18 protein-coding genes are annotated in these 17073 nt (G+C 62.3%); 8 read left to right on the top strand and 10 right to left on the bottom strand.

Going from position 1 to position 17073, the window contains the following annotated elements; translation table 11 throughout:
• Positions 1-24: 24 nt before the first annotated feature.
• Together RO069_RS05575 and mtgA are read left to right on the top strand one after the other, a co-directional pair.
• Positions 25-849 (top strand): DUF2059 domain-containing protein, encoded by an 825-nt coding sequence (locus RO069_RS05575; protein ID WP_328185828.1) that lies wholly within the window; start codon positions 25-27, stop codon positions 847-849.
• A complete protein-coding gene (gene mtgA, locus RO069_RS05570) occupies positions 846-1538 on the top strand; it encodes a monofunctional biosynthetic peptidoglycan transglycosylase (RefSeq protein ID WP_328185827.1) in 693 nt (230 codons plus the stop codon). Before RO069_RS05575 ends, mtgA begins: the two co-directional genes overlap by 4 nt.
• 6 nt (positions 1539-1544) lie before the next feature.
• On the opposite strand, the gene RO069_RS05565 is transcribed toward mtgA, so the two are convergent.
• The 6 genes from RO069_RS05565 to RO069_RS05540 all read right to left on the bottom strand — a co-directional run bounded on the left by RO069_RS05565 (position 1545) and on the right by RO069_RS05540 (position 7124).
• Positions 1545-1997 (bottom strand): MgtC/SapB family protein, encoded by a 453-nt coding sequence (locus RO069_RS05565; RefSeq protein ID WP_328185825.1) that lies wholly within the window; start codon positions 1995-1997, stop codon positions 1545-1547.
• A 140-nt stretch (positions 1998-2137) separates the two neighbouring features.
• Complete coding sequence (locus tag RO069_RS05560) at positions 2138-2719, bottom strand: outer membrane beta-barrel protein (protein ID WP_328186195.1); 582 nt, start codon at positions 2717-2719, stop codon at positions 2138-2140.
• A gap of 297 nt (positions 2720-3016) precedes the next feature.
• Entirely contained in the window at positions 3017-4795 is a 1779-nt protein-coding gene (locus RO069_RS05555; RefSeq protein WP_328185823.1) for a GMC oxidoreductase, read from the bottom strand.
• On the bottom strand, positions 4788-5723 hold the full coding sequence (locus RO069_RS05550; RefSeq protein WP_328185822.1) for a hypothetical protein: 936 nt from the start codon (positions 5721-5723) through the stop codon (positions 4788-4790). The genes RO069_RS05555 and RO069_RS05550 overlap by 8 nt, the downstream gene beginning before the upstream one ends.
• 380 nt (positions 5724-6103) lie before the next feature.
• The gene (locus RO069_RS05545) at positions 6104-6868 is read right to left on the bottom strand and encodes a DUF3750 domain-containing protein (RefSeq protein ID WP_328185821.1); all 765 of its coding nucleotides are present in this window, start codon (positions 6866-6868) and stop codon (positions 6104-6106) included.
• Positions 6869-6953: 85 nt separating this feature from the next.
• The gene (locus tag RO069_RS05540) at positions 6954-7124 is read right to left on the bottom strand and encodes a hypothetical protein (RefSeq protein ID WP_328185820.1); all 171 of its coding nucleotides are present in this window, start codon (positions 7122-7124) and stop codon (positions 6954-6956) included.
• A 193-nt stretch (positions 7125-7317) separates the two neighbouring features.
• Between RO069_RS05540 and alkB the strand changes: the two genes are divergently transcribed.
• Complete coding sequence (gene alkB / locus RO069_RS05535) at positions 7318-8001, top strand: DNA oxidative demethylase AlkB (RefSeq protein WP_442915340.1); 684 nt, start codon at positions 7318-7320, stop codon at positions 7999-8001.
• 33 nt (positions 8002-8034) lie between these two features.
• Here the strand turns inward: alkB and RO069_RS05530 are convergent, their stop codons facing one another.
• Together RO069_RS05530 and RO069_RS05525 are read right to left on the bottom strand one after the other, a co-directional pair.
• Positions 8035-8313, bottom strand: coding sequence for a peptidylprolyl isomerase (locus tag RO069_RS05530; RefSeq protein ID WP_328185816.1), 279 nt, complete (start codon positions 8311-8313; stop codon positions 8035-8037).
• Positions 8314-8438: 125 nt separating this feature from the next.
• On the bottom strand, positions 8439-8612 hold the full coding sequence (locus tag RO069_RS05525; RefSeq protein ID WP_328185814.1) for a hypothetical protein: 174 nt from the start codon (positions 8610-8612) through the stop codon (positions 8439-8441).
• Positions 8613-8806: 194 nt separating this feature from the next.
• Between RO069_RS05525 and RO069_RS05520 the strand changes: the two genes are divergently transcribed.
• Positions 8807-9712, top strand: coding sequence for a LysR family transcriptional regulator (locus RO069_RS05520; protein WP_328185812.1), 906 nt, complete (start codon positions 8807-8809; stop codon positions 9710-9712).
• The gene (locus RO069_RS05515) at positions 9712-10608 is read left to right on the top strand and encodes an NAD-dependent protein deacetylase (protein ID WP_442915339.1); all 897 of its coding nucleotides are present in this window, start codon (positions 9712-9714) and stop codon (positions 10606-10608) included. Before RO069_RS05520 ends, RO069_RS05515 begins: the two co-directional genes overlap by 1 nt.
• A 178-nt stretch (positions 10609-10786) precedes the next feature.
• On the opposite strand, the gene RO069_RS05510 is transcribed toward RO069_RS05515, so the two are convergent.
• A complete protein-coding gene (locus tag RO069_RS05510) occupies positions 10787-12565 on the bottom strand; it encodes a GMC family oxidoreductase N-terminal domain-containing protein (protein WP_328185810.1) in 1779 nt (592 codons plus the stop codon).
• A complete protein-coding gene (locus RO069_RS05505; protein WP_328185808.1) occupies positions 12565-13506 on the bottom strand; it encodes a hypothetical protein in 942 nt (313 codons plus the stop codon). The genes RO069_RS05510 and RO069_RS05505 overlap by 1 nt, the downstream gene beginning before the upstream one ends.
• Positions 13507-13924: 418 nt before the next feature.
• Between RO069_RS05505 and RO069_RS05500 the strand changes: the two genes are divergently transcribed.
• The 3 genes from RO069_RS05500 (at position 13925) to RO069_RS05490 (ending at position 17064) form a co-directional block, all read left to right on the top strand.
• On the top strand, positions 13925-14317 hold the full coding sequence (locus RO069_RS05500) for a hypothetical protein (RefSeq protein ID WP_328185807.1): 393 nt from the start codon (positions 13925-13927) through the stop codon (positions 14315-14317).
• 186 nt (positions 14318-14503) lie between these two features.
• The gene (gene cfa, locus RO069_RS05495) at positions 14504-15658 is read left to right on the top strand and encodes a cyclopropane fatty acyl phospholipid synthase (protein ID WP_328185806.1); all 1155 of its coding nucleotides are present in this window, start codon (positions 14504-14506) and stop codon (positions 15656-15658) included.
• A gap of 299 nt (positions 15659-15957) precedes the next feature.
• The gene (locus RO069_RS05490; protein ID WP_328185804.1) at positions 15958-17064 is read left to right on the top strand and encodes an acyl-CoA dehydrogenase C-terminal domain-containing protein; all 1107 of its coding nucleotides are present in this window, start codon (positions 15958-15960) and stop codon (positions 17062-17064) included.
• Positions 17065-17073: the final 9 nt, after the last annotated feature.

Below are 17073 nucleotides of genomic sequence, written 5' to 3'. Positions count from 1 at the left end.
GACATTCATTGGTGGGGCATTTCCATGCGTCAGACAGTTTCCGGGGTGTTGGCCCCCTTGTTTATTATCGGCTTTCTGGTGTCCCAGGCGGTTCATGCCTCTCCTCTGGCTGAATCGGTGGTTGAGGCGTCCCCTCTAGGGGCCATTGCGGACCAGTCCCCGGCCATGCTGAGGACGGGCATCCGTGATGGACTGGTGGGCACCGGACAGGTGGACCCGTTCCTGGCGGAAACCATCGCCGGTATCGGCAGCCGGGCCTTCAACCCGCAACGGGTACGTTCGCAACTGGCCACGGCCCTGGCGGATGATCTGGACAACGCCCAGTTGGAGGCGGTGAAGGACTGGTACGACTCGCCCCTGGGCCGGCAGTTGGCCCGGGCGGAGTCGCAAGCGGCGGCGCCCTCAAGCTGGAAGGCCGTCCAGGCGGCCGGGCCGGCCCTGAGGGAGCGGTTCGAGGGTACGGCGCGCCAGGAGCTGTTCGACCGGTATGAACGAGCCACAGGCGCTACGGATACCGCCGTGGAAACCGCCATGGCGGTGCAGCTTGAACTGGCGGACTCGCTGGCGTCGCTCAGTGAGGGGGATACCGTGGAATCCGTGCGGGCCCAGATCGAGGATAATCGCCCCGCGATTGAGCGCCGGGTGGGCGAGCAGGTGTACCTGGCCTTCCTGTCCATGTATGAGGGATTCCCGGACAAGGATCTCGATACCTACCTGACATTTCTGGAATCCCCGGCGGGGCAGGCGTATACCGCCAGTGCCGCGGATGCGGTCCATGATGCCATCATGGAACCGGTCAGCAGTGTTGGCAATCAACTAGTGCGGCTGTTGGGGGCTGGTGGCCGATGAAGCTGTTGAGGATCACCCTGCGGTGGCTTTTCCTCCTGGTACTATCGGTTCTTGCCCTGGCACTCCTGTTGCTATTGCTCTTCCGTTTCGTCAATCCACCCACCACCGCCTTTATCATGGCCTACCAGGCGGAGACTGGTAGCTTTTCCGGCGTCCGCCAGACCTGGGTGCCCCTTGAGAACATATCGCCCTGGATGCCGCTGGCGGTGATCGCCAGTGAGGACCAGCGCTTCCTGAACCACTGGGGCGTCGACCTGGGTGCCATCGCCACCGCGCTCAATGCCTTCCAGGACGGTGACGGCCTGCGGGGGGCCAGTACCATCACCCAGCAGACCAGCAAGAACCTGTTTCTCTGGGGTGGGCGCAGCTTTGTGCGCAAGGGGTTGGAGGCGGCGCTGGCGGTGGGCATGGACGGCCTCTGGCCCAAGCGCCGGATCATGGAGGTGTACCTCAATGTGGCGGAATTCGGCCCGGGACTCTACGGGGTCGAGGCGGCCAGCCAGGTGCATTTCGGCGTATCGGCGGCGCAATTGACAGCCACCCAGGCCGCCCGCCTGGCGGCGGTGCTGCCCAACCCCCGGATGTTTGATGCCGGCGCACCGACGCCCTATGTGTGGGAGCGGGTGTCCTGGATTCGCCAGCAGATGTCACAGCTGGGAGGTACCGCTCTGGTGGGGAATTTCTACTGACGCCGCTCAGTCGCTGAGCACTTCCCGCTCGAAACGCCCCAGCACCGTCATGGTGATCAGGGCAAAGGCCGACAGCAGCCCCGCCAGGGGCAGGTTACCGACGCCGCTGGCAACACCGACGGCCCCGGCAATCCAGATGGAGGCACCGGTGGTGATGCCCTGCACACTGCCCCTGGCCTGGATAATGGAACCGGCACCGAGAAAACCAATGCCCCCGATCACGCCTTCCACAATGCGGGTTGGATCTATCCGGGCGGAGGGATCCCCGGTGGCGGTGTCAAACAGGATCTGCATGCCGACCATCACGAAGGTGGCGGCGCCCATCGACACCAGCATATGAGAGCGTAGCCCCGCCGGCTTGCCGCGCAATTCCCTTTCAAGCCCAAGCAGGAAGCCGAATCCCGTCGCAATGGACAGGCGGATCAGCATATCGAGGAACGGTAGCTCGGATTGATTCATGGGCGTCAGTCTCCCCAAGAACGTGGTGGACACAAAAGCGGGCCCGCAGCAGGGCTACGGACCCGGGAACCTGAGTTGCAGGTCTCCTGCAAGGATAGACGCGGGTTCGGTCGCCTGCCTGCCGGCGACAGGGCATCGGGTCAGAACATGTATTGCAGGCCAACCCGGGCGGTGTCGAACTCGGGCCCGTCGTTGGTAACCTGGCCGTTGAAGTCGTCTTCGTCAACATCATCCACGTTGTAGCGGTTGTACTCGGCGAATGCAGTCAGCGATGGGGTGACCATGAAGTCGACACCGGCGCCCACAAAGGGACTTACCTCGTCGTAGGTCTCCTTCTCGTCAAAAGCGCTCACTTCCATGTCGGACGCGAAAGCACCGACCTTGCCATAGATGCCGAAGGCTTCAGTGAGGGGAAAGCGGCCCTTGGCCGACAGGGCCAGGCCCTTCAGGTCCGAGCGGACGTCATCTTCGCCGAATTTGCCAAAGTCGACGTAGTCGGCTTCCAGGGCGAAGAACGGGTTGAACTGGTAACCGGCGGACACACCGTACAGATCGCGATCATCGTCGAATTCACCGCCGTGGGATTTGTAACCACCATAGCTGCCACTGACGAAGAAGCCGGAATCATCCCGTTCGCCTGTACTCTGAGCCATGACGGCGGGTGCCGTGAAAACGGCAGTCGTAAAAACAGTGACGCATGCAATACCGGATTTGAGTCGCATCATTCGGACCTCCTGGGTCATCAGTAATGTCACGGTTCGAGACTGTGCGCTCGATCACGCATTTCCAGCGTAAATCAAAATGGATAGGTTCCAAGTTAAAGTCGAAGTACGCTTTGGTAATCAACTTGTAACTCGTTAACCCATTGAAAAAATTGGCTTACTCTCTTAATGGAAAGATTTTATCTGGTGAGCGGTGGAAGGTCGGAAGGCGGAAAAAGGCCGGCCCGGAGTCCGAGGGGCCGGCAATGAGGAGGAAGGGCAACCCGGCAATGCCGGGCTGTTACTACAGGGGGAACATCAGATTCCCCGGTCGATGACGGCCTGGGTCACCACATCGTCTATGGAACAGATCGGGTTCTCCTTACCCACCCAGGGATCGCCGTCGAAGTACTTCTGGAAAATCTTTTCGGCGGTGCGGGTCGCCAGCGCCTGGGACGTCAGGGTGGGGTTGGGCCCACCGATGGCGTTGGGCAAGGCCGAATGGTCCGCGATATAGAGACCCTCCACCGCACGGGCCTCGCAGTTCTCATCCAGGACGGAATTACGGACGCTGTCACCCATGCGCATGGATGACTGCATGTGCAGCAGCACCGGGTTCCAGTCCAGGCGGATGATCTTCGAGGCACCGCCGGCCCGCAGGATTTCCGCCGCCCGGTTGGTCAGGTGGTTACGGTTACGGATGGTACGGTTCGAGCGGTTGCGCTTTTCCATCCTCACCCGGGCCACCGGGCCATGCTCATCGCTGAAGGCCTGGGACACATCCACCCGGTTCTGGTACTCCACATCGTCATCCGTGAGGATCAGTACCGCCATCAGGCGATTGACATCGGACATCATGTCCTTCAGTTCGGTGCCGTAGACCCGACCGGACTTGCCATCCCAGGCGCCGGTATTGGACAGGCCATTGTCGTACAGCGAGCGGATACCGGTGTTACTGTCACTCAGGTTGTTGGCATGGATAGCTGGCATGTTGGAGGTGTTCTCGATGGAGCCATAGCCCGGGAAGTCCGCCCTTGAGGACGATGCCGGCCCTTCGGTGCCGCCGACGTCATGGGGGAATTGACCCACCACCCAGTCCAGGGCGTGGTCGGTCAGGCCACGGCCCACCCAGCCATTGAAGTCTGGCAGTTCGCTGTTTTGCCACAGGCGTGGGTTCTCGATACAGCCACCGGCCATGATCACCACCCGGGCCTCCTCGCTCCGGGTCTCTCCGGTATTGGTATCGCGCCATTCCACTCCCCGGGCCACCCGGGTCAGGCTGAACCGGGGCCGTTCGCTGATAATGCGGGTAACGTAGGCATCGGAGATCAGAGTGATGGCCTTGCCGCCGGGCTTGTAAAGGTCGGCGGTGAGGGCCATGGGAATGTAACTGTTATCCGTGGACCGGCGGGCCTTCAGGTTGCGGGGTGCGCCCTTGGGGAGCTGGCAGCCCTGGAAGCAGTGGCCACAGAAGGTACAGCCGGTGGCGTTCGGGTACTGCAGTTGTGAGCTGTCCCGGGTCTTGCCGGCGGTGCCCCCCGGTTGCAGGATGGCGTTTTCCTGGGGGCGGAAACCGGCCCGGGTGACATCCTTGCTGGTGATGGGCGTCAGGCCGGCGGCCTCGGCACTGTCAAAGAAGGCCTTTTCCTTCTTGCCCATGGCAGCGGTCTGCACCGGCAGGGTGGCTTCGGTCCACTCATAGTACGGTCGCATTTCCTCATAGGTGAAGGGGAAGCGATAGTCGTTGTCGTAAAGGTTCCGGTCGGCGCCGTTATAACCGGCGAACACGCCCGGCATGGCCCGGGGGCTGTTGCCGTAATAATGCAGGGTGGTACCGCCGACGCCGGCCACCTGGGAGATGCTGGCCGGATTGGTCAGTTCCCGGAACCAGCCGGGCTTGGCGGGATCTGACGGTCCTACGCGGAACTTGCCGGTCAGGGTGCTGTTCATGTGATTTTCGAGGTAGGACCATTCCTGTTCCGGGTTGGCGTGGCGGGCGCCAGCCTCCAGTACCAGCACATCCAGGCCACGCTCGGCCAGTTCCTTTGCAACCACGGGGCCACCGCCCCCGGCGCCGATAATAATGACATCACGCATTGTCGACACTCCTCCGTCCCTGGTAATAACCAATGAAATCATCGCCACCATCCGGAATGGGGGGCGCACCCGGTTCATAGCCGCTGAGTACCCAGCCAAGGGGGCGCTGGGCCACGGTCAGGTTCTCCGGGTCGAATACCGCAAACTCGTTGTAGCTGGCAAAGCTGGCAATGCGGATGACAAAGGATATGAAGGTTTGCAGGACACCGGGTGCCGCCTGCCGGAATGCGGCATCGGGGATGGTCCAGCGCAGGGCGTTCTTGAGCCAGGAATCCTCGCCGTCCAGGGCCGCCATGACCTGGCCTTTCTGTTCCCAGGTCAGGTTGGAGAACGGCGCCACGAACGGTCCGGTGCCGGGCTCGTCGATCACCTGGTTGGCCACCAGGTTCAGCAACAGCGCCAGCATGATGGAATTGGCCACGTCTCCTTCCAGGTACTGGCTCAGGGAGGTATCCAGGTTTTCCAGGATCCACTCGCCATTGTCCCCCAGGGAAGCGGCTGCCTCATCGGGAATGGACAGCGGGGCGGCATTCAGGTAAGCGCCGATGCCGTCCAGCAGTTGGTTCATGAATTGCGGCGGCAGGGGCACGACGCGGTCAATGCCGCCGGTCAGGTACAGGTCCGCCCGTGTTCCGATACCGCCTGGCGTCGGTGTGCTGACGCCCTGGTTCTGGGAGTAGGGGTCATCTCCGGGCACGGCAAAGGCAATCAGCCCGAAGAAGGTATCGTTGCGCAGGGCCTCCAGCGCGGCCTGGAGTTGCTCCGCGGTCCACTGGACGTCACCGCTGTCCAGATCGGCGTAGGCCTTGCCGGGAACCAGCAATCCCGGCGCTACCGCCGCAGCGGCGCCCAGTATGCCGGAACCCACCAATAGCCTGCGGCGGCCCGCGTTGAGCAGGGGTTGAGGTGCTTCTCTCTCTCGTTTCACAACTGCCTCCTTGGCATGCGTCGAGTTGGGGTGGCTTGGATGCCACCTTCGTACGGAGCCTTTCCTGTCTCCTGCAATCGGATTGCGATACAGCGGGCAAGGTGCAGTGTGAACGACCGGAGTGGCCCCTGTTCTTTTGGCCCTGTCGGCGGTAGTGACGTGCCGCTTCCAGGGGTATATTTAATGTGTCCTTAAAATAAATAACCCCTGAAAACAGACAGATGCGTACCATGTCGTAGGCATCTGACCGATGTCAGGGGACCAAGTGTCCCTTTCATTATGCCTTTGATATGAGACTATTGTGTTAAATGTCTCACCGAACGGTCCGGCAATTTATGAACGACCTACCTATTTGAGGGGGTAAGTGAATCTCGGGTAATTCAGGGCAGGGTTTGTGGCCAGGGATCCAGCAGGCCCAGGGAGCCGACGCCGGGGAGTTTGACGGCCAGGTGACGGGGATCAACGCCCAGGGAGAGCCCGAGGATATTCAGTTCCAGACCCTCCCGGACACCAGCCAATATGCCGATGTAACCGCCGGCGGACAGCTGGTAGCCGGCACCTGACGGCGTTTCGGCAATATAGCCATTGCCCAGGTAATCCTTACCGATGGCGGTATTGGGCAGGTTGACTTCCAGGCCCGACACCTGGCGGATAATCCAGGCCACGAAGGTATTGCTGTTGGGGCCGGGCCAGGCCTCGTAGGTGTGGGGGTAGGGGTAGTCGGCAATGGCCTGCTCGATGTCCGGGATCAGGCGTGCAGCGGCCTCCCCGGATATGTTGGCCAGCAGCGCCGGCGGAGCCCCGTACCAGGCGCGGTCGGGCAGGGACCGGTAGGACCGGACCTTGTTGGCGCCCCAGCCGGTCACCTCATGGACGGTGTAGCTGTCGGCGCCTTCCTGCTTGGTGGCGATCCAGGTGTGGATGGCAAAGTAACCGCGCCAGCTGAAGGCCCTTGCTCCGTAGACCTGTACCAGGGCCTGGGGGGATTCGGCGGCCAGGGGAGCCAGCCCGGCACTGGAGCGATCAGCGTCCCGCCAACTGGCGCTGGTGTCCATATTGGAGCAGGCGACCATGAATACGGGGCCGGACAGCAGGATGGCGAGGAAAACAAGGACCCGAAGGCCCCATTTAACGGGTCTGGACATGGGCATCAGGACAGGTCTGTGGACAACAGTCCTTTGTAGCATACTCCTGATCGCGTCGACAGGGCGGGCCCCGGTCGGGCGTCGTTCAGCGTCGGTCCGCGGAATTCAGGGCGTCGCTGATGGCTCGGGCCTCGGCTTCCAGGACCCGGTAGAGGAGCGAATTGCCCTGTTTGCTGGCGGCGTTCAGTTGCTTCTGCTTGTTTGCGTACAGCCGGTGGAGAAGGTCCGCCTGCTGGCTTGAAGTAACAACGGTCATGACGAATCCCCAGTGATGTCAGCTTATTTTACGAACTGCCGGTAAACTGGCGTCTATGGGGAATGCAGCATAATCCAGGCCAAGGGCGCCAGGATGGGTCTTGGAGCGTTCCTGCCGTGACAGAGGTAGCGCCGGGTGCCGCGACCCGGTCGGAAAAGCGCCGGAAAGCGTTGTATAGTGACGCTCAGCGTCAATGGGAAGTGTCAAGGGGGTGCCACAGGTGCCGGATTTATTTACAGGTCAGGACGTGCTCAATGCCCCCGGCGAACCGGAGAAACTCGGCCCCGGTGCCTTCCTGTTCCGCCAGTATGCGCAACCGGTGGTGGAGGATCTGCTGGAAGCCATCCGGGTGGTATCGTCGGTATCACCTTTCCGCCGGATGATGACGCCGGGAGGCCGCCGGATGTCCGCGGCCATGACCGGTTGCGGCGAACGCTGCTGGGTGACCGACCGCCGCGGCTATCGCTACGCTGACACGGATCCGGAAACCGGCAAAGCCTGGCCGTCCATGCCGTCTGTCATGGCCAGCCTGGCCCGGGACGTATCCGCCCGGGCCGGCTTTCCGGGGTTCGAGCCGGATGTCTGCCTGATCAACCGTTATGAGCCTGGTGCCCGCATGGGTCTCCACCAGGATCGGGACGAGGAGGATTTCCGCTGGCCGGTGGTGTCGGTTTCACTGGGGCTGCCTGCAGTGTTCCTGTGGGGTGGCCTGAAACGGGGCGGATCACCGGCAAGGTTGCGGCTGGAACATGGTGATGTACTGTTATGGGGAGGGGAAGACCGGCTCCGATACCATGGTATCGCGCCGGTTCCCGATGACCGGTGTGAGGCAACCGGCCATCTGCGCTACAACCTGACGTTCCGTCGGGCCCGGTAATCCCGGTGACGGATGTCCGGTTGCCGGGCGCTGTCAGGAGCGGCTGGTGACCTCCAGCAGGTGGTAGCCGAACTGGGTGCGGATCGGTCCGATCACCGTGTTCAGATCGCTGTTGAACACGGCCTGGTCGAATTCCGGCACCATCTGCCCGGGGCCGAAGGAGCCGAGATCACCACCGTTGCGACCGGAGGGGCAACGGGAGTATTCGCGGGCAACCTCGGCGAAATCCTGTCCGTTCTCGATGGCCTGCTTGAGTTCGTCGCACTTGGCTTCGGTTTCAACAAGAATATGGCGGGCGGTAGCCTGTGTCATGGTCAGTATCCTGTTCTGTGTGTGGAACCGGAATGCTGCCTGCCGCATCTGCCCGTGGCAAGTCTTTTTGCGCCCGCCGGTTCCTGGCTATGCCCGGTACCTTGCCGTTGGCCCTGTAGCGCCGCTTATCCCGCCGCCGGGCGGATGAACAGGGCGATCCGGTGCTGGACAGAGTGAGTCCAGCGGGCCACCGCCTTCACAGCTTTCCGTGCGGCTAGGCGGGTATAGGCCCGGCGAAGCTCAACGGCGTTGTGCAGCACGGTGGAGGGGACGGGGGTTACCATTACACGATCTTGCATACGTCTTACCTCCTCAGGTTGGTTAATTGCATGATCAGGTCCCTCCCGACGGAAGGTATGGGGCCTCTGATGTAGCCCGTTGCATCCTGTCCGTCAGGATGCTCATATTCTGACCGGTCTTTTTTGCAGTTTAAATACGTTAAACTCCATAGTTCCGTTGCAGATTTGCAGTTATCAACCGATTGGAAAGCTGAATGGATTGGGATTACCTGAGATACGTACACGCCCTCGCCAATGGGGGCACCCTCGCCAGGGCCGGGGAGCTGCTTGGCGTCCACCAGACCACGGTGCTCCGGCGGCTGGACCAGATGGAAGAGGAACTGGGCGTCCAGCTCTTCGACCGGAACCGCGATGGGCTGGCCCTGACCCCCGCCGGCGAGCTGGTTTTCCAGGAAGCGGACCGACTGTCGGTGGACATGGAAAACCTGGAGCGCCGCCTGGTGGGTCAGGAAACCCAGCCAGAGGGCCGGGTCCGCCTGGCCACCACCGACAGCCTGCTCAACGGGTTGCTGGCGCCCCTGCTGGCGGAGCTGGTGGCGGCCCATCCGGGCATCGAGGTGGAAGTCATTTCCAGCACCGACGTGGCCGGCCTGACCCAGCGGGACGCGGACCTGGTACTGCGGCCCACCAACCAGCCCCAGCAGACGCTGGTGGGGGCCCGGATTGGCTGTATTGAGTCCGCCATCTACGGTAGCCATGCCTACCTCGGGCAACATCCGTTTAATGAATCCGAGTTGCCTGGCGACCACGTATGGGTAGTACCGGACGAAAGTTTCGTGCACCTGGCCACGGGCAAGTGGTACCGGAAAAACCTGCGTCGCGCCGGGGCCACGCTGCGGTGCAACAGTCTGTACGGCATGTTCAGCCTGATTCGTTCGAGCAGTGGCCTGGGTGTATTACCCTGTTACCTGGGGGATCGCGCCGACGATCTGGAACGGCTGTCCGGCCCGCTTGACGGGGAAAGTATTGATCTCTGGCTGCTGGCCCACCAGGATCAGCGCCGGATGGCCCGGGTTCGGGTGGCCCAGGATTTCCTGACGGAACGACTGATGACCCGGCAGTCACTGCTGGAGGGTCAGGTAACCACCGGAGACAGCTGATGGTGTCCATGCGTCCCACCACACGTTCAGTGCCCATGCCCCGCTCCGGACCGGAACCCGAGGAGCTGGCCCCCGGGGAGGCGGCCCCCAGGCTGGCGGAGTTTATCCATGGGCATCCCCGCCTGCTGGTGTTGACCGGGGCGGGCGTGAGTACTGACTCCGGTATTCCCGACTACCGGGATGCCGCCGGGGCCTGGAAGCGTCGCCAGCCGGTCCAGCACCAGGCCTTCATGTCAGAAGCGTCATTGCGCCAGCGGTACTGGGGGCGGAGCCTGCTGGGCTGGCCCGTGATCCGTAATGCCATGCCCAACCAGGCCCATCATCACCTGGCGGCCCTGGAGGCCCGGGGATACACCGACCTGCTGGTGACACAGAACGTGGACCGTTTGCACCAGAAGGCAGGCAGCCGCACGGTGATCGATCTGCACGGCCGGGCCGACCAGGTGGTCTGCATGGCCTGCGGGTACCGGTGTGAGCGGGACCAGGTCCATACCCGTTGTGCCGAACTGAATCCCGGTTTCCTGGACCTGAGCGCCGGTGTCGCCCCCGATGGCGACGCCGACCTGGAAGTGGATTTCAGTGGGTTCCGGGTGGCCGACTGCCCGCATTGTGGCGGGATACTCAAGCCCGACGTGGTGTTCTTCGGTGATTTCGTGCCGAAGGACCGGGTCAACCAGGGCCTGGACTACCTGCGGGAGGCGGACGGCCTGCTGGTGGTGGGGTCGTCACTGATGGTGTATTCGGGACTGCGATTCTGTCGTTATGCCCGGGAGTGGGGCAAGCCCATGGCCGCCCTCAACCTGGGACGCACCCGGGCCGACGGGATGCTGGATCTGCGCATCAACGCCAGGATCACCGAGACCCTGTCCGGTTGTCTGGAGGCACTTTCGAGCTGATGTCCGCCGATCAGGCAAAAAAAAGGCCCGGCAGAAACTGCCGGGCCAAACGACACTCTGCAAGCAGAGTGTTACCCCCAAAGGTCGCCGGATTCCTTCCGACTTGTACCGCCGGTCCCTGGCGGCACTGGTGTTATTGGGCCGGCCAGCTGTCAGTGACCGGCCCGGTTGCTTCCTTTTACAGCCCCCGGTTGATAACGGCCTGTGTGACCACGTCATCAATGGAGCAGATCGGGCTTTCGTTGCCGACCCAGGCATCACCGCCAAAGTACTGCTGGAAGATCTTCTCGGCAGTACGGGTGGCCAACGCCTGGGTGCTCAGGGTCGGGTTGGGCCCGCCCAGGGAGTTCGGCAGCGCCGAGTTGTCCGCAATGAACAGCCCTTCCACGGCCCGCGCTTCGCAGTTCTCGTCCAGCACCGAGTTGCGGTGATGGTCGCCCATACGCATGGAGGACTGCAGGTGCAGCAGCACCGGCGTCCAGTCGGTGCGTACGATCTTCTTCGCGCCAGCGGCACGCAGGATTTCCGCGCACTTGTTGGCCAGGAAGTCACGGTTGCGTTTGGTACGGCGTGAACGGCGACGCTTGTCGATGCTGACCCTGGCCACCGGGCCGTGATCATCCTCGAATACCCGGGAGACATCCACCTTGTTATGGCGTTCCACGTCGTCGTCGGTCAGTACCAGGATGCTCATCTGGTTATTGATGTTGGACATCATCTCCTTGAGCTCGGTACCGAAGACGCGCCCCGGCTGGCCGTCCCAGGCACCCTGGCCGCCGGCGCCATTGGTATAGGCACCACGGATGCCACTATCGCTGGCGGCCAGGTTGTTGGCGGCGACGCCAGGCGTATTCGCCGTATTCTGGATCGCGCCGTAACCGGGGAAGTCGGCACGGGAGGAGCAGGAGGTCCCCCTGGCACCACCCACGTCGTGATCGAAGATGCCGGTTACCCAGTCCAGGGCGTGATCGGTCAGGCCACGGCCAACCCAGCCGTTGGGATCGGGCAGGTCACTGTTCATCCACAAGCGCGGGTTCTCGATACAGCCGCCGGCCATGACCACAACCTTGGCGTCTTCGCTATGAACCTCGCCGGTGTTGACGTCACGCCACTCGACACCGGTGGCCTTCTGCATGCGACGACCCCAGCGACGATCGGACAGGATGCGGGTCACGTAGGCATCGCTGATCAGGGTGATGGCCTTGCCACCGGATTTCCACAGATCCGCCGTCAGCGCCATGGGCGTGTAGCTGTTGTCCGTGGAGCGACGGGCCTTCAGGTTACGGGGTGCGCCCTTGGGCAGCATGCAGCCCTGAAAACAGTGACCACACAGGGTACAGCCGGTAGCGTTGGGATAGCTCAGCTGTGACGCATCGCTGGTCTTGCCCGCGGTACCGCCGGGTTGCAGGATGGCATTCTCCTGGGGCCGGAACCCGGCATGGGTGACGTCCTTGCCGGTAATGGGCTGCAGGCCCGAGGCCGCGGCAGCGTCGAAGAACGCCTTTTCCTTGGTACCCATGGCCGCGGTCTGGACCGGCAGGGTCGCCTCGGTCCATTCATAGTAGCGACGCATCTCGTCGTAGCTGAACGGGAAGCGGTGACGATGATCGTACAGGCGACTGTCACGACCCCGGTAGCCGGCAAAGACACCCGGCATGGCCCGGGGGCTGTTGCCATAGTAGTGCAGGGTGGTACCTCCGACCCCGGCGACCTGTGAAAACGTACCGGGTGTGGCGTTCTCCCGGAACCAGGCCGGCTTGGCCGGGTCCGACGGACCAAAGCGCAGCTTGCCGGTCAGGGAACTGTTCATGTGGTTTTCAAGGGCGGACCATTCCTGTTCCGGGTTGGCGTGGCGTGCGCCTGCCTCGAGAACCAGCACATCCAGGCCGCGTTCGGCCAGTTCTTTGGCTACGACAGGACCACCGCCGCCAGCACCGATAATAATGACATCACGCATCAGACACTCCTCCGACCCTGGAAATAGCCGATCAAGTCGTCGCTACCGATACCGCTGGGCGGCGCATCGGGCGCATATTGGCTCAGAACCCAACCCAGCGGACGCTGGACCACTTCACGGGTGGCAGGGTTGAACACGGCGAACTCGCAGTAGCTGCCAAAACCCGAGATTCGCAGCATGAACGAAACCATCAGGTTGAGGACGCCCGGGGCGGCTTCCCGGTAATCCCGGTTGGGGATGGCCCAGGTAATGGCCCGCTTGAGCCAGGAGTGCTCGTTCTCCAGTTCCTCGAAAACCTTGGCCTTCTGCTCCCAGGACAGGTTGGCAAAAGGTGACGGGAAGGGGCCGTCAATGGAACCGGAGACACGGGTGGCGGCCAGGTTCAGCAGTAGTGCCACCAGTACTGAATTGGAGACTTCGCCTTCCAGCAACTCGGTGAAGGTGCTGTCCAGGTTCTCCAGGATGTATTCGCCGTTTTCGCCCACGTCTTCAGCGGCCATGTCAGGAATGTCCATGGGGGACAGTTTCAGATAGGTGGCAATGGAGGCCAGCATCTGATCCATGAATTCCGGGGGCATGGGTACCAGCAGGTCGGTACCGCCGAACAGGTACAGGTCGGCCCGGGTGGTGATGCCGCCGGGGTAGGGGGTGCTGACACCCTGGTATTCGGAGTACGGATCGTCACCGGGTACACCGAAGGCGATCATGGCAAAGAATGTGTCATCCCTGAGTGCTGTAAGCGCCGTACGCAACTGATCGACGGTCCAGTCGACGGGCTCGACGTTTTCTTCCGGGTTCCACCAGCCCCAGCCGCCCCTGCCCCAGTGGGCAAAAGCCATTCCGGGATTGACCGCCGCTGCTGCGCCGAGTAGGCCAGAGCCGATCAGCAACTGACGCCTCCCCGAGCTGATGGGGACATTGGTCGGTTTGTCTTCAGACACAGGCACCTCCCTCTCATCACTTCCCGGGCCCACTGGAGGTGGCTGTGCCGGCCACCGGGCCCTGTTTTTATTGGAGAAACTCCCGTTCCTCCTACATCGGGTTGCCGGTTTTTAACCGGAACCTGTATAGCAAGGCTAATGGTTAATTAAGACAAAACCAGTAAATGTCTCGAAAAATATGACATGTATTACACGAAATATTTAGTAATGAGACCTGGTTTGCGTTTTATCTTCCAAAACGGTGGGTTATGCCATGGCATGACTCACCCGTTGAAGCGGGCCGGCTGTTTCGATCGTGGGCTTTACAGGATCTTTACCCGACCCCAAACATGGCTTTACATCCCGCACGGTAGGGTGGAGCCACAGACTCAACGGCGTGCGCGGTATTCCCGCGCAGGGTTTCACAAAGGAGGACCCTATGAAGAAGCGACTGATTGCCATAGTAGGGGCGGCCATACTGGCTTCCGCCCCGGTTGCCATGGCGGACCGGGATCGCGATTGGGACCGGGACCGTGATCGGGGATCTGGCTGGCACAAGGAGCATGACCGGCATGAGGACCGTCTGAGGATGAGGGTCAGGGACCGTCACAAGGACCACGGCCATCGAGGCCATGGTCGTTACCGCGACCATCACCCGGGTCGCCATGGGCCCCATTGGCGTGACCATGACAGACGTAACCACCGTTACCATGGTGGCCACAGGGACAGACAAAGGCATGGCGACCGGAACCATCGGCGCTACCACCAGGATAGAAGCATCGTTATCGGTATCGGTGATGACCGGCAGGGTGTCCTGATCTGGAACCGGTAGCCAGCATCCGGGCGTCCGGCGGACAGGAAGGCCGGGCGCCTGGATTTTCCCTGTCGATGCCGGCGTTATAGAAACCGGCTTTCCAACCTATTGAGCACGCCAATTTAAAAAATGGGCAAACCGGGTCTATTTTTATAAAGGGATGTCACGGTTTTCTGCCCAAGCGTCTTGGTAGGGGGAATTTTCATGGAGCTGTCAAAACAGTCTGGAAAGACATCACTCTCGGGACGATCGTCCCTCCAGGATTATCTTCGTGAACTGTTGGAGAGAGCCGACATTACCCTGGGGGGCGATCGGCCCTGGGATATGCAACTGAATACGCCCGGCGTGGCGGAGCGGATCTTTACGGCCGGCAGTCTGGGGCTGGGTGAGAGTTATATGGATGGCGACTGGGAGGTCCAGTCCCTGGACGAATTCATTCACCGGGTGCTGCGCGCCCGGCTGGCCCGTCAGGTGCGCCCGACCCGGGTGCTGCTGCACTACCTGAAAGCCCGCCTGCTCAACCGGCAGACGGTGTCCCGTGCCCGTGAGGTGGGCGAAAGGCACTATGACCTGGGCAACGAGTTCTATGGCGCCATGCTGGATGCCCGCATGACCTATACCTGCGGCTACTGGAAGGACGCCAGCAACCTGGACGAGGCCCAGGAAGCCAAGCTCGACCTGATCTGCCGCAAGCTGCAACTGGAACCCGGCATGCGGGTGCTGGATATCGGCTGCGGCTGGGGCAGCTTCATGGCCTACGCCGCCGAGCATTATGGTGTTGAGTGTGTGGGTATCACCATTTCCCGGGAACAGGTGGATTACGCCCAGCGCCACTACCCGGACCTGCCGCTGGAATTCCGGCTGCAGGATTACCGGGAGGTGGATGAAACCTTCGATCGGGTTGTCAGCATCGGTATGTTCGAGCATGTGGGCGAAAAGAACTACCGAACCTATATGGAGGTGGCCCAGCGCTGCCTGAAGGACGGCGGGCTGTTCCTGCTCCACACCATTGGCAAGAACCAGCGTTCCCATGGCAACGACCCCTGGATCGACAAGTATATCTTTCCCAACGGCGAGCTGCCCTCCGTGGGCCAGATTGGTGATGCGGTGGACGACCTGTTCGTGGTGGAGGACCTGCACAACTTCGGTCCGGATTACGACCGGACCCTGATGGCCTGGTACCGTAACTTCGAGGAGGCCTGGCCCCGCTTCTCCGATGAGCTCGGGGAACGCTTCTTCCGTATGTGGCGGTTCTACCTGTTGTCCTGTGCGGGGGCCTTCCGTGCCCGGGACCTCCAGCTCTGGCAGTGGGTGCTGTCCAAGGGGGGCACCCGGGATGTCTATCCCCGTGTGACCTGACGTTTCTTCCCCGGGTATGGCATAAAACCCTGCCCGGGCCAGCCGCTCGTCCTCTGATTTGAGAACGGTTTGCGAGGGTGCTCCAGACAGCAACGGCCCTTTCGTGGGGAATGGTCTGGCCGGCGAGTCGTGGGTGGATCCCGTTTTCAGGATAGTCCGGATATCAGGGATTTGTGTTGCGCTATGGAACTGATTCCCGCCCTGTGCGAGGCTGTTGCCTCTGCGCGGTGCCGCCCCGGCCGGTGAGTCCGGCGCGAGCGATCGCCTCCCAGTGTCCTGTTATATGAGAGTGAGAGATCATGGTTGCCAGTCAGGTGGAGTCCCGGGAATTCCTGTTTCAGCTTTTCGATATCCTTGATACCGGCACGCTGGTCTCCCGTGACCGCTACCAGGCGCACTCGGATACGTCCCTGAGGACCGTGGTGGAAACCTTCAGCCGGCTGTCCGCAGGGCGCAGCGGCGCTGGTGACGACCATGCACAAGACCTGGCGGAAGGGTCGGGGGGGGTGGTGCCGGAGGTGGTCCTGACGCTTGGCAATGGCCTCTACGAGGCCGCTGGTCAGCCATCACGACTGTTTCGCACCCGCTCCGAGGAACTGGTGGCCGGCCCCATGACGGCGTCCCTGGCGGCCTGGCGGGGTTACCTGGAAGCCCTGGCGCCACTGTCCGCCGATGCCCTGGACAGCCCAGATGCGGCAGATCTCAGGGGGCGTCTGCTGGCCGCGAAGAGCCGCTGCGAGGCCGCCCTGTCCATGTGTCTGTACGGTGCATCGCTGGCGGAGGATACCCAGAGCCATCCGGACCTGGAACGCCGTGAGGCCTGCGAGCGCCTGCTGGCCTTCCTCCAGCCATTGATCGCCTGGTGGCCCCATTATGCCGCGTGGCAAACGTCGGTGAGTCTGGGGAACAGCGACGCCCCGGCGCCGGATCCGGCTGACGTCAGTGACTACGCCAGGGACTTCCTGGGGCAGCGCGTGTGGCAACACCAGAGTCACGGACTACAGCTTTTCCTGCAGGTCCTGCAGAAGGACCTGGAGGCCGCCACCACCCAGGATACCCAGCAATGGGCCCTGTCCCTGAGTGAAACCCTGCAACGGGCGGTGAAAGTGACCCAGGGCCTGGGACAGGGGTTGCAGGCCGGCTCCCGAGACCGGGTACTGGCCAATGCCGCCCGCTACCTCCATCTGTTTGGCGAAATGCTCGCCGGCTGGATGTGGCTGCGCCAGGCCAACGCGGCGGCCGGGGGGCTGGCCAGCGCGGAAGCCGGCGATGAGGGGTTCTACCGGGGCAAACTGCAGGCGGCACGGTACTTCTTCCACTGGACCCTGCCGGAAGTCGCCCAGGATCTGGTCCTGCTGCAGAACCAGGACACCACCTGCCTGGATATGCGGGCCGGCTGGTTCTGAGTCCGGTGG

The organism is Marinobacter sp. OP 3.4 (genome assembly GCF_036224885.1).
Taxonomy (GTDB): Bacteria; Pseudomonadota; Gammaproteobacteria; order Pseudomonadales; family Oleiphilaceae; genus Marinobacter.
The sequence above is the reverse complement of the archived record's forward strand: the minus strand, read 5'-3'. Positions and strand labels throughout refer to the sequence as shown.